The sequence below is a fragment of the Pseudomonas sp. NUPR-001 genome (genome assembly GCF_052147955.1).
Lineage (GTDB): Bacteria > Pseudomonadota > Gammaproteobacteria > Pseudomonadales > Pseudomonadaceae > Aquipseudomonas.
This window is the reverse complement of record NZ_CP197353.1, coordinates 4,146,129-4,158,694: the sequence shown is the minus strand read 5'-3', so window position 1 is coordinate 4,158,694 and position 12,566 is coordinate 4,146,129. Positions and strand designations below refer to the sequence as shown.

Below are 12,566 nucleotides of genomic sequence, written 5' to 3'. Positions count from 1 at the left end.
TCAGATGTCAGTCGCTATCAGCGTTGCCGAAACGCTTTATCACTTCGAAGAGTCGCCCTTGCTGGCCCGGCAAAAGCAGCAGGAGTCCAATGCCCGCAGCTATCCACGACGTATTCCGCTGGCGTTAAAAAAGGCCCGGGGCTTGTATGTCGAAGATGTCGAAGGGCGTCAGTTCATCGATTGCCTGGCGGGCGCTGGCACCCTGGCCTTGGGGCACAACCATCCGGTGGTGATCGAGGCCATTCAGCAGGTGCTGGCCGACGAGCTACCGCTGCACACCCTCGACCTGACCACGCCGGTCAAGGACCAGTTCGTCCAGGACCTATTCGGCCTGTTGCCACAAGCGTTGCGTGACGAAGCACGGATTCAGTTCTGCGGGCCGACCGGAACCGATGCGGTGGAAGCGGCATTGAAGCTGGTACGTACGGCCACCGGGCGCACCACTGTGTTGTCGTTCCAGGGCGCTTATCACGGCATGTCTCAAGGCGCGTTGAGCCTGATGGGCAGCCTGGGGCCGAAAAAGCCACTGGCCGGGCTGCTGAGCAATGGCGTGCAGTTTCTGCCGTATCCCTACGACTACCGCTGCCCGTTCGGACTGGGCGGTGAGGCTGGGGTCAAGGTCAACCTGCACTACCTGGAGAACCTGCTGAGCGACCCGGAAGGTGGCGTGCAATTGCCCGCTGCGGTGATTGTTGAAGCCGTGCAAGGTGAGGGCGGAGTGATTCCGGCTGATGTGGAATGGCTGCGCGGTGTTCGGCGGATTACCGAGCAGGCCGGTGTGGCGCTGATCGTTGATGAGATCCAGAGCGGTTTTGCCCGCACCGGCAAGATGTTTGCCTTCGAACACGCCGGCATCGTGCCGGATGTGGTGGTCATGTCCAAAGCCATCGGCGGCAGCCTGCCGCTGGCCGTGGTGGTGTATCGCCAGTGGCTGGACACCTGGCAGCCTGGCGCTCATGCCGGAACTTTCCGCGGCAACCAGATGGCCATGGCGGCAGGTTCGGCGGTGATGAAGTACATCCAGGAACACAACCTGTGTGCCCATGCCGAGGCCATGGGCGAGCGTTTGAGCGGGCACCTGCGCCGCCTGCAGCAGGATTTCCCGCAACTGGGCGATATTCGTGGCCGTGGCTTGATGCTCGGGGTTGAGCTGGTGGATCCGGCCGCCACCCTGGATGCCCTCGGCCACCCGGCCGCCTGCCCACAGTTGGCGCCGCTGGTGCAGCGTGAATGCCTCAAACGCGGCTTGATTCTTGAACTCGGTGGCCGCCACGGGGCGGTCGTGCGTTTCTTGCCACCATTGGTCATCACCGCTGAGCAGGTCGATGAAGTGGCTGCACGCTTTGGTCGTGCGCTGACCGCAGCGGTCGCCAGCCTGCGCGGAAACGAGTAGGCCAATGACGATATCGCGGCGAGGATTCATAGCGGGTCTGGCGGTGGCAGGTGCAGCGGTGCCGGCGGTGTATTACGCACACAAAGAACTGACCCACGACCCGGAAGACGACATTGTTACAGCGGGTGAGGCCAGCGTTGAACTGGCCGATACGGCCGGTCAGCAGTTGGCTGATCAGTTGCGTGGCGTGTGGGACCTGCGTGTTCACGGCAGCCAGGCCGGGCTGGCGGGTTTGCCCGAGCACGGCTTGCAGCTGTACCTGGATGTCGCCAACAAAGGGCGTGGGCTGCGAGGTTTTGTCGATGAGCAAAGCCGTCTTGAGGGGCAGGGGCCTGTGGCGTACCGCGTGGTCGGTGACCTGGTGGGGGCTTCCAGCGCCCAGGTGCGTTGGCGCTTGCTGAGTAATCAGGGCGGTCCGGGTTATGAGTGTGTTGCCAGCCTGGATGAGGTCTGGGGCGATTTTGCCAATGCCGGCAGCGCAACCTTGAGTGGTCGCCTGCAGCCGCTGGATCGTTCCATGGCCTTGCCGTTGCTCGACAGCCATTTCGTTGCCGTTAAACGCCTGTTTCCGGAAGCGCGTGAACGCTTGCCGTACACCGCGCAACTCCAGGCGTGGTTGATCAGCGCCGAACATCGTCTGTTCCATCAACTCTGGCATGCAACCCGCGACAAGTGGCACGACCTCAGCGCAGAGAAACGGGAGGCCCTGCGCGGTCTGGGCTGGCAGCCCGGGCCGCGTGAGCTGGAGCGCGATGCCCGCGGCCCGCGCAAGCATCGCAACGGTTCGGGTGTCGACTTTCTGTTTATGCACCGGCACATGCTGGGCACCGCGCGCTCCATGCAGGACTTACCGTCCTGGCCGCACTTTCCCTTGCCCAGGCCCAGCGTCGAACAGGACCGGCAGGGCTTTGCCCGTTACTTCGATAACCACAATGGTTATTGCGTTCCGCCCACCTGGCTGGCGCCAGACGATGAGGCCTATGGTCAGTGGGTGTCGGCGATCAAGGCCGGCGAAACCTTCTGCAGTAACTTTCAAGTGTGGGAATCGCAGTATCAGGATCCGCTCTACTTGTCGAAACTGACCCTCGGTGCATTTGGCTCCGAGCTTGAGATGAACCTGCATGACTGGCTGCACATGTGCTGGGCTTCGGTGCCACGCGATCCGGTCAATGGCGCGCCGGTGCCTTTTGCCCGTGATCCGGCGGATTTCGCTTCGCGCTGGTTCGGTGCGGAGAATGACTTTCTTGGCGATCCCTTTTCATCCCATGTGAGCCCAGTGTTCTGGGGGTTCCATGGCTGGATCGACGACCGCGTCGAAGACTGGTACCGCGCCCATGAACGGCACAATCCTGGCCAGGTGCGCAGGCGTGAGGTCAATGGGGTGAAGTGGTTTGCGCCGGGGCGTTGGGTCGAGGTCGAAGACCCTTGGCTGGGCCCGGTGACCCATGGTTGCAGCACCGTGCCCGGAGCCTTTCCCGGCAAGTCGGTGGAAATGGATGTGGAAACCATGAAACTGGCGTTGCGTCTGACCTTTGGTGAAGACGACAAGATTGCCGATCTGTTTCGCCGCGTGCCTCGGCGGCCGTGGTACGCACGGCACCTGTCCTGACCCCCTTCTTCGGTGGGAGATACCGTCTTGCACCACCTGTGGGAGCGGCGGTTTGCCAGCCGCCGCCGAGGGCTTTGTATAGCGCCACGCTGCCTTGCAGGCGCGCCAGCCGCAGTTGCGCCTGCTGATCTTGGGCCTGATAAAGCGTGCGCTGTGTCTCCAGTACCGTCAGCAAAGTTTCGGCACCGGCCTGATAACGGCTTTGCGACAGCGTAAAGGCAGTCTGCGCATGCTCGACTTCCTGATCCTGCCACTGGCGCTGATCATCCACGCCACTGATGGCATTCAGGGCTTTTTCAACATCGGCAAACCCCGCGACGATTGTACTGCGGTAGTTTTCCAGCAGTTCTTCCTGCTGCGCCTGGGCTTTGTCGCGTTCGGCGCGCAGGCGGCCGTTGTTGAAGATCGGTGCGGCCAGCCCGGCACTGAGGGTGTAGTAGGGGCTGCGCAGAATCTGGGCAAAGGTGTCGGCACCTGATCCCAGGTCCGCGCCCAGGGTCAGGCTTGGCAGCATCGCTGCGCGTGCCACCTGAACATTGGCCTGGGCGGCGGCCATACGTGCTTCGGCGGCGGCAATATCGGGGCGGCGGCTGAGCAACTGGCTCGGTACGCCGCTGCCAATCGTCGGCCAGCGCACCCCGTCGAGGGACTCCTGGAGCGGCGGCAGTTGCTGCACCGGCTTACCCAGCAAGGTTGCCAGGGTGATGCGCGCTTCTTGCAGCTGTTGTTCGAACAGCGGCACCTGGCGGGCCTGACCGGCAACCAGGCTCTGTTGCTGAGCCAGTTCCAGCGCGGTGGCCGAGCCTGAGTCGTAGCGGGTCTGCACCAGGCGCAATACGTCCTGGGCGTTGGTCAGGTTGAGTTTGGCGATGCGCACTTGTTCGGCCAGCGCCAGGCTCTGCAGGTAGCTGTTGGCGACCCCGCTGAGCAAGGTCAGCTCTACGGTTTGGCGGTCGTAACGACTGGCATCCAGGGCAAATACGGCGCTGTCGCGGGCAGCCACTTTGCCGCCCCAGAAGTCGATTTCGTAGCTGGCGCTCAAGGTGGTGTTGAACGAGGTGCTGGTACGTTCGCTGCTGCTGGCATCGAGCTGGTCGAAGCCATTGCCGCGCAACAGACGCTGGCGGCTGCCATCCAGGCCAAACTTTACTTCCGGCAACAGCGGCGCCCCGGCGATTACCGCCGAAGCCTGCGCCTGGCGGACCCTGGCGGTGGCGGCGGCGAGGTCGTAGCTCCCGCTGCGTGCTTGTTCGATCAACTCGTTGAGCGCTGCGCTGGCGAACTGTTGCCACCAGTCCTGTTGCACCGCTGGCAAGTTCTCGTTGCTCTGGCCTTGCCAGGCGTCAGGCGCCTGCACACCACTGTCCGGTGGCGTGGGGCTGTTACTGCAGGCGGCGATGAACACACTGATGGACAACACACTGAAACGGCTGGGCAGGTTCATGGATTATTCGCTGGTAAGGGCTTTGACCGGGTCAAGCTGAGCGGCTTTACGCGCCGGCATGAAGCCGAACACCACGCCGGTGACCACTGCGCAGGCAAAGGCGCCGAGAACGGCGGCCAGGGAAAAAGCGATGGCAATGTCGGCCAGCAGCAGTGTGCCGCCGATCAACAAGGCCAGGGCAATGCCGGTCAGGCCGCCGACCATCGACAGCAGCACCGCCTCACTGAGGAACTGGCGCAGGATGTCGCGCTGACGTGCGCCGGTGGCCATGCGGATGCCGATTTCACGGGTGCGCTCGCGCACGGTCATCAACATGATGTTCATTACCCCGATGCCGCCGACCAGCAGCGAGATCGCCGCAATCGAACCAAGCATCAGTGACAGGGTGTTTTGCGTGCGTGCTTCGGCCTGGATCAGGGCGGCGTCGTTACTCAGTTCGTAATCCTGCTTGCCGTGGTGCAGCTTGCGCATCAGCTTGTCGATTGCCGCCTCGGTTTCGGCCACCCGTCGCGAGTCGGCGGCGGCAATGGTCACGTACTCCGGGTGTTGGCTGCCGAACAAGCGGATAGCCGCAGCGGAGTAGGGCACCACAATCCGTTCATCACTGTCCTGATCGCCGGAGCTCGCGCCTTTGCCTTGCAGAATGCCGATCACCTGAAACGGCACGTTCTCCACCAGGATGTACTGACCAATCGGGTTGAGCTGGTCACCGAACAGCTTTTGCTTGACCTTCTGGCCGATCACCGCGACCGCCGCTGCGGCCTGCTCGTCGGCTTCGGTAAAGAAGCTGCCCTCAACGACCGGCCAGTTGAAAATTTCCGAGAAGAAGGTGTTGTTGCCGCCCACGTAGAACTCATGGTTGTTGTTGCCAAAGCGCACCATCAACGAATTGCCGATCACCGGCATGATCATCTTCACCTGCGGCAGGCTACCGACGGCGGCGACATCATCGAGGGTGATGATCCCGGCCGGTTCGCGCGGGCTCGGGGCCGTGCCCCCCAGGTAAAGGATGTTGGAGCCGAACGCAGCCATCTGCGCCATCACCTGGCGCTTGCTGCCTTCGCCGACAGCGAGCATCACCACCACCGAGGCCACGCCGATGACAATGCCCAGCAAGGTCAGGGCGGTGCGGAAGCGGTTGATCCACATGATCCGCCAGGCCGCCTGCAAGGCTTCGAGCATCTCGCCTTTCCAGGCGCCGCTGTGGGTGGCGCCCTGGTTTAGCCGTTGGCGCAGGTCTTCGGCCTGCAAGCCAGGGTTGGCCGGGGGTGGGGCGGTGTGTTCGTTGGTCGAATCGCTGATGACCAGGCCGTCACGGATTTCAATGACGCGCTTGGCCCGAGCGGCAACCTCGCGGTCGTGGGTGATCAGGATCACCACATGGCCTTGGGCGGCCAGTTCGTCGAGCAAGGCCATGACTTCGGCGCCGCTCTGGCTGTCGAGGGCGCCAGTCGGTTCGTCGGCCAGAATGATGTGCCCGCCGTTCATCAAGGCGCGGGCGATCGATACCCGTTGTTGCTGGCCGCCGGACAACTGGTGCGGACGATTGCCGCTGCGGCTGGCCAGACCCAGGCGATCGAGCAAGGCGGCGGCGCGGGCATGGCGCTCTGACGCGGGGGTGCCAGCGTAAATGGCGGGCATCTCGACATTTTCCTGGGCTGAGCCCGAGGCGATCAAATGGTAGCCCTGGAACACAAAGCCGAAGGCCTCTCGGCGCAGCCAGGCCAGTTCGTCGTTGTCCAGGGTGGCGACATCTTTGCCGGCAAACAGGTAATCACCGGAGGTTGGCCGGTCGAGGCAGCCGAGGATATTCATCAGCGTCGATTTGCCGGAGCCCGAAGCGCCAACGATGGCGACAAACTCGCCCGGGTGGATCGCCAGGCTGATGCCACGTACCACTTCGACTTTCGGGGTGTCGACCCCGCCATAGGACTTGCGGATGTCACGCAGTTCAATCAGCGGCGTACTCATTCAACCTCCGCTGGCCGTCGGGGCACCGATCAGCAATTGATCGCCTTCGTTCAGGCCTTCAAGCACCTGCACCCGCAGGCGGTCGCTGAGCCCGGTGCGGACCTGGCGTTGCTCGACTTTGCCGTTGGCGTTGAGGACCTGGGCGATGCGCAGGTTTTCGTCGTTGGCATCATCATCAAGCGCAGCCACCGGTACGGTCAGCACCTTGCTGGCCCGACCGGCGACGAAAAACACCTGCGTGGTCATTTCCGCCATCAAAGCGTTGTCGGGGTTCTCGACATCCAGCAACACGGTGTAGAGCACCACTTTGCTCGTGGAGCTGCCGCCGCTGGCGCTCGTCGGGCTGCCGCCACCTTGATTGGACTGATCCAGTGGCTTGGGCGGTATCGGCAGAATCTGCCGCACGGTGCTGGTCCAGCGCCGCTTACCTCCGGCCAGGGTGGTGAAGTAGGCCGCCATGCCGGGTTTTACATGGCCGATATCCGCTTCGGAAACCTGGGCCCAGACGGTCATTGGCGACAGTTTGGCGATGCGCAAAATCAGCGGGGTTTGCTGCTGGGCATTGAGGGTCTGGCCTTCGCGGGCGTCAACGGCGACGACGGTGCCGGTCATCGGCGCATAAATACGGGTATACCCCAGTTCTGCTTCGTCGCTGCGCAGGCTGGCCTGGGCCTGGCGGATCTGCGCGCGGTACATGTCGATGCGCGCCTGGGTGACCTTGAGCTGGGCCTGGGCGCTTTGCACGTCCTCCTCACGAGTGGCGCCGCCAGCGGCAAGGTTACGTTGGCGCTTCAGTTGTTGATCGGCCAACTGGTACTGGGCCTGCTGTTCCGCGAGCTGGGCTTTGAGGTTGTCGATCGAGAAACGCCCGGCGTCGAGCCTGGCCTGCTGGGTTGAGGGGTCGATTTCCACCAGCAGTTGACCTTCTTTGACTTGGTCTCCCACTTCTACATGCAGTTTGCGGATCTGCCCCGACGCCTGGGCGCCGACGTCCACGTAGCGTCTGGGTTGCAGGGTGCCCAGTGCAGTCACGCTGCTTTCGATTTCGCCACGGGTGACAGTTACGGTGCTATGCGGGTCAGCGCCGCTGTCGAGGGTTTTCCAGGCGAGCAGGGCACCCACGCTGAGCAGGCCGATGCCGCAGAACAAAAGGCGGCGCGTTGTGGAAGGACGTCTCATGTGGGGTTCCAGCCAAAGGGTTGGGCCGTGGAATCATGCTGGCAGGCAAGACAGGCATGGGAGGCTCCCCGATAAACGAGGGGCTCGCTGAAGAATTTACTCATGCCGACGTTGTGGACAGCCATCCTGGCTCATTATCACGGGAGGAGGGGGTAGGATCACGCTTGCTGAGAATAATTGTAATTTGTATTATCGCCTATTGCCATCATTCATAATCCTCTTCCTTGAGTCAGGGAATTCGCGCCGATGTAACGGCCAGGTGCTGTGTTGGAAAATTACTATCGTGAATTGGTGAGTTTCCTCTGCGCCCGCCTGGGTAACCGTCAGGCGGCTGAAGACGTCGCACATGATGCCTATACCCGGGTGCTCGAGCGCACCGGCGATGCCGAGATCGAACACCCACGCGCCTTCCTTTATCGCACGGCCCTGAACCTGGTGATCGATGGCCATCGTCGTGGGTTGCTGCGTCAGGTCGAGCCGCTGGACGTGCTCGACAGCGACGAACGGTTCTTTTCCCCTGCGCCATCTCAAGACATGGAGCTGCACCAGCGCCTGGAATTGATACAGCGTGCCCTTGGCGAACTGAATCCGCTCTGTCGCGACAGTTTTCTGCTGCGCAAACTGGAAGGTTTATCGCATCAGGAGATTGCCGAACGTCTGGGAATTTCTCGTAGTTTGGTGGAAAAGCACATCGTCAACGCGATGAAACATTGCCGTGTGCGCATGCGTCAGTGGGAGTGCTGAAGCGAGACAACAACCAAGTGTGAAAATTCCGTTGAACCTTGCTTGATTTCTCAGGCTTTCCCTACAACTATCAATACAGACAGACAATTATCTGGCGATCTGCCCGCCACCACAGCCTGCAGTAGATTTTTTGGCGCAGTAGGGTCAAGCAAAGTCGCTAAAGCCTATATGCCCTGGTCATTGACGATGCCTAATAAATCCATGCGGATCCTGATTGCCGATGAGCATCCGATGCAGTTGATGCAGTTGGAAAAAATGCTCAATGGCATGGGTTATTACCGCATCGCACCGGTTGAATCATTTGAGGATCTGCAGCACCTGGTGCAAGGCGCGTTACAGCCATTCAACTTGCTGGTGGGCAATATCGATCTGGCCAGCCATGTCGGCGTCGACCTTGAGCGTTTTTGCCGGATGAATGCCCAGATCCAGCATGCGCTGCTGTATGAGTCCCAGCACTTGAAACTGCCTACTATCCCTACTGCCCGGCGCGAGGCAGTGAACGTCAGCCTGCCCAAGGTGCCCGACAACGAAACCCTGCAGAGCTTCATGACGATCATCGACATGCCGAAAGTCATCGGGCAATTGCCTGGCGTGCCCGATCGCACGGCACATACAGGCTTCTCACAGCGGCGGATGGCGTTTCCACCGTCGATCTTTACCCGCTAATCCCGGTCGCAGCCTACGCACCCTTGGGGTGCATTTTGCTATCCTGTCACGTTCGCCGAGGTGCGCCGAGCCGCGTGCCAATGCCTTTCGTTTGACGGATGCCTCTATGACAGCCACCACGCCTGCGCCAGCGTTACGCCTGACGCGCAGTGACCATAAGACCCTGAGCCTGGCAGCATTGGGCGGCGCGCTGGAAATCTATGATTTCATCATCTTCGTGTTTTTTGCCCTGACGCTCAGCCAGTTGTTCTTTCCGCCGCATATGCCCGAGTGGCTGCGGTTGCTGCAAAGTTTCGGCATTTTTGTCACCGGTTACCTGGCCAGACCGCTGGGCGGCATCCTGATGGCGCATTTTGCCGATCATCTGGGGCGCAAGCAGGTGTTCAGCTTGAGCATCCTGATGATGGCCTTACCCTGCCTGCTGATCGGTGTGATGCCGACGTACGCAGGCATCGGTTACTTCGCCCCGTTGATTTTGCTGGCGCTGCGTATCTTTCAAGGTGCTGCAGTTGGGGGTGAAGTGCCCAGCGCCTGGGTGTTCGTGGCCGAACATGCACCGCTCGGGCGTCGCGGTTATGCCTTGGGTTTTCTGCAGGCGGGCCTGACTTTCGGCTATCTGTTGGGGGCCTTGACGGCAACAGCGCTGGCGCAGTGGTTCACGGCGCAGGAAATTCTGGACTACGCCTGGCGCTACCCGTTTCTGCTGGGTGGGGTGTTCGGTGTGATCGGCGTATGGCTGCGTCGCTGGTTGAGCGAGACCCCGGTGTTCCTCGCGCTGCGTGAGCGCCGCGAGCAGCCGGTGGCTTTTCCATTGCGTACCGTGCTGAAGGAGCACCGCCAGGCGCTGTTGCCTGCGGTACTGCTGACGTGTGTGTTGACCTCGGCGGTGGTGGTGTTGGTGGTGATCACCCCGACGGTGATGCAGCAGCGCTTTGGCATGAGTGCTGGAGACACCTTTGCGTTGAGCAGTCTGGGGATCGTTTTTCTCAATATTGGCTGTGTATTGGCGGGGCTACTGGTTGACCGGATGGGTGCCTGGCGAGCGCTTATGTTTTACAGCCTGCTGTTGCCCCTGGGTATCGGTGCCTTGTACGCCAGTCTGGTGGCGGGCTGGCAGTGGCCGGGGCTGGCCTATGCGCTGGCGGGGCTGGCCTCGGGCGTGGTGGGGGTGGTGCCGTCGGTGATGGTCGGGTTGTTCCCGGCAGCGGTGCGGGTTTCGGGGATTTCCTTTACTTACAACATTGCCTACGCGCTGTGGGCCAGTGTCACGCCGTTGCTGTTGATTGCGCTGATGCCGTGGAGTCCATGGGTGTGCGTACTGTTCAGCCTGGTGATGGGGTTGGTAGGGGTGCTGACGGTAGTCTATTACGCAGGGCGCCAGCCAGTGGCGTATGAGGAAGAAGCGTTAGGCTGCTGACGCCGGTAGGAGCGGGCTTGCCCCGCGATGCAATCTAACTGATGCGCCAAGATCGCGGGGCAAGCCGCTCCCACCTGGATAAGGCACCCATCAAACAAAAGCCCCCTGACCGTGAGGCGAGGGGGCTTTTTGCTGGCTGCTGACTTACATGTTCGGGTAAGTCGGGCCGCCTGCACCTTCCGGCGTCACCCAGGTGATGTTCTGCGAAGGATCCTTGATGTCACAGGTCTTGCAGTGCACGCAGTTCTGGGCGTTGATCTGGAAGCGCTTGTTGCCTTCTTCCTGGGTAACCACTTCGTATACGCCGGCCGGGCAGTAGCGTTGCGCCGGTTCGTCGTACAGCGGCAGGTTGGTGCCGATCGGAATGCCAGCATCGGTCAGTTTCAGGTGGCAGGGTTGTTCTTCTTCATGGTTGGTGCTGGAGAGGAACACCGAGCTGAGCTTGTCGAAGCTGAGTTTGCCGTCCGGTTTCGGATAGTCGATGCGCTTGGAGTCGGCAGCCAGCTTCAGGCAGGCGTAATCCGGCTTGGTGTCATGCAGGGTGAACGGCAGCTTGCCGCCGAACCAGTTCTGGTCGACGTAGTTGAACGCTGCACCGAGCATCGGGCCGAACTTGTGCATGGCCGGGCCGAAGTTGCGGCTGGAGAACAGTTCTTCGTAGAGCCAGCTGGCTTTGAAGGCAGTGACGTAGCTGTTGAGTTGATCGCCACCTTCGCCACCTGCCAGCAGGGCATCGGCCACGGCTTCGGCAGCCAGCATGCCGGACTTCATGGCGGTATGGCTGCCCTTGATTTTGGCCACGTTCATGGTGCCCAGGTCGCAGCCGATCAGGGCGCCACCGGCGAACACCATTTTTGGCAGCGAGTTCAGGCCGCCCTTGGCCAGCGCACGGGCGCCGTAGCTGATGCGCTTGCCGCCTTCGAGGTACTGGCTGATCACCGGGTGATGCTTGAGGCGCTGGAATTCGTCAAACGGCGACAGGAACGGGTTGCTGTACGACAGGTCGACGATCAGACCGACCACCACCTGATTGTTTTCCAGGTGATAGAGGAACGAACCACCGGTGTTTTCCTTGGCCATGACATCCAGCGGCCAGCCTGCGGTGTGCACCACCAGGCCTTGCTCATGCTTGGCCGGATCGATTTCCCAGATTTCCTTCAGGCCGATGCCGTAGTGCTGAACATCGGATTCGTTGTCCAGGTTGAAGCGCTTGATCAGTTGCTTGCCGATGTGGCCACGGCAGCCTTCGGCGAACAGGGTGTACTTGCCACGCAGTTCCATGCCGGGGGTGTACAGGCCGTCTTTAGGGTTGCCTTCACGGTCGACACCCAGGTCGCCGGTGATGATCCCGCGGACCACGCCGTTTTCGTCGAACAGTGCTTCCTGGGCAGCAAAGCCCGGGTAGATTTCTACACCCAGGTTTTCCGCCTGCTGGGCCAGCCAGCGGCACAGGTTGCCCAGGGAGATAATGTAGTTGCCTTCGTTGTGCATGGTCTTGGGCACGAACAGGTCCGGGACCTTGACCGAGCTGCCAGCATCCTTGAGCACGTAGATGTCGTCGCGTTTGACTTCGGTATTGAGCGGGGCGCCGAGCTCTTTCCAGTCCGGGAACAGTTCGTTCAAAGCGCGCGGCTCAAAGACTGCGCCGGAGAGGATGTGGGCACCGACTTCCGAGCCTTTCTCGACCACGCAGACGCTGATTTCATTACCGGCTTCGGCGGCTTTCTGCTTCAGTCGGCAGGCAGCGGACAGGCCAGCCGGACCAGCGCCGACAATGACCACGTCGAATTCCATGTATTCGCGTTCCACAGGTTCTCTCCTACTCAAGGCTCATCAGTTTTTCTTTGTTGGTGGGTGGCAGGCGGTCATTTTTACCGCGCTCAAGCTGTAGCTCGAACGATGACGGACTACACCGCTTTCTCTTGGTCGCGCATTATATCTACACCACTCGGCAGGTCCAATACAAACGTTTGTTTGAATTTGCCGCAGGCCAGTAAAATCAAAGACGCGCGGCGTGAATCTGACCGATTTGCCGTATTGACCGGATTGGGCGTTACGGTCAAGATACGAGCGGTTTTGCGCTCGCCGTAGGCTGACCGCCGGATGCAGGTGCACCCCTAAAAACCTGGCGAAAAGCAGGGCA

Annotated in this window: 8 protein-coding genes and 1 pseudogene; 5 read left to right on the top strand and 4 right to left on the bottom strand. The window is 61.2% G+C overall.

Annotated elements, in window-relative coordinates; all coding sequences use genetic code 11:
- Positions 1-4 precede the first annotated feature (4 nt).
- Entirely contained in the window at positions 5-1,393 is a 1,389-nt protein-coding gene (locus tag ACP6KB_RS18965) for an aspartate aminotransferase family protein (RefSeq protein WP_442108850.1), read from the top strand.
- A gap of 4 nt (positions 1,394-1,397) precedes the next feature.
- Complete coding sequence (gene pvdP / locus ACP6KB_RS18960) at positions 1,398-3,002, top strand: pyoverdine maturation tyrosinase PvdP (protein WP_442108849.1); 1,605 nt, start codon at positions 1,398-1,400, stop codon at positions 3,000-3,002.
- Between the two features lie 49 nt (positions 3,003-3,051).
- On the opposite strand, the pseudogene ACP6KB_RS18955 reads toward pvdP, so the two are convergent.
- The 3 genes and pseudogenes from ACP6KB_RS18955 to ACP6KB_RS18945 form a co-directional block, all read right to left on the bottom strand.
- A pseudogene (locus tag ACP6KB_RS18955) lies at positions 3,052-4,446 on the bottom strand (efflux transporter outer membrane subunit); the annotation flags it as partial.
- A 3-nt stretch (positions 4,447-4,449) separates the two neighbouring features.
- Positions 4,450-6,417, bottom strand: a complete 1,968-nt coding sequence (locus ACP6KB_RS18950) for a MacB family efflux pump subunit (protein ID WP_442108848.1) — start codon at positions 6,415-6,417, stop codon at positions 4,450-4,452.
- On the bottom strand, positions 6,418-7,596 hold the full coding sequence (locus ACP6KB_RS18945) for an efflux RND transporter periplasmic adaptor subunit (protein ID WP_442108847.1): 1,179 nt from the start codon (positions 7,594-7,596) through the stop codon (positions 6,418-6,420).
- Positions 7,597-7,863: 267 nt separating this feature from the next.
- Between ACP6KB_RS18945 and ACP6KB_RS18940 the strand changes: the two genes are divergently transcribed.
- From ACP6KB_RS18940 to ACP6KB_RS18930, 3 genes are all read left to right on the top strand, one after another.
- Positions 7,864-8,340, top strand: a complete 477-nt coding sequence (locus ACP6KB_RS18940) for a sigma-70 family RNA polymerase sigma factor (RefSeq protein WP_442108846.1) — start codon at positions 7,864-7,866, stop codon at positions 8,338-8,340.
- A 186-nt stretch (positions 8,341-8,526) separates the two neighbouring features.
- Positions 8,527-9,006 (top strand): histidine kinase, encoded by a 480-nt coding sequence (locus tag ACP6KB_RS18935; RefSeq protein ID WP_442108845.1) that lies wholly within the window; start codon positions 8,527-8,529, stop codon positions 9,004-9,006.
- Between the two features lie 106 nt (positions 9,007-9,112).
- The gene (locus tag ACP6KB_RS18930) at positions 9,113-10,423 is read left to right on the top strand and encodes an MFS transporter (RefSeq protein ID WP_442108844.1); all 1,311 of its coding nucleotides are present in this window, start codon (positions 9,113-9,115) and stop codon (positions 10,421-10,423) included.
- Between the two features lie 144 nt (positions 10,424-10,567).
- On the opposite strand, the gene ACP6KB_RS18925 is transcribed toward ACP6KB_RS18930, so the two are convergent.
- Positions 10,568-12,232: an electron transfer flavoprotein-ubiquinone oxidoreductase gene (locus ACP6KB_RS18925; protein WP_442108843.1), complete on the bottom strand. Its 1,665-nt coding sequence runs from the start codon at positions 12,230-12,232 to the stop codon at positions 10,568-10,570.
- Between the last annotated feature and the right edge of the window lie 334 nt (positions 12,233-12,566).

What these genes read in the sequence shown, in the direction of transcription:
- ACP6KB_RS18965 (WP_442108850.1), top strand. Translation starts at nt 5, where the DNA reads ATGTCAGTCGCTATCAGCGTTGCCGAAACGCTTTATCACTTCGAAGAG.
- pvdP (WP_442108849.1), top strand. Translation starts at nt 1,398, where the DNA reads ATGACGATATCGCGGCGAGGATTCATAGCGGGTCTGGCGGTGGCAGGT.
- ACP6KB_RS18950 (WP_442108848.1), bottom strand. Translation starts at nt 6,417, where the DNA reads ATGAGTACGCCGCTGATTGAACTGCGTGACATCCGCAAGTCCTATGGC.
- ACP6KB_RS18945 (WP_442108847.1), bottom strand. Translation starts at nt 7,596, where the DNA reads ATGAGACGTCCTTCCACAACGCGCCGCCTTTTGTTCTGCGGCATCGGC.
- ACP6KB_RS18935 (WP_442108845.1), top strand. Translation starts at nt 8,527, where the DNA reads ATGCCTAATAAATCCATGCGGATCCTGATTGCCGATGAGCATCCGATG.
- ACP6KB_RS18930 (WP_442108844.1), top strand. Translation starts at nt 9,113, where the DNA reads ATGACAGCCACCACGCCTGCGCCAGCGTTACGCCTGACGCGCAGTGAC.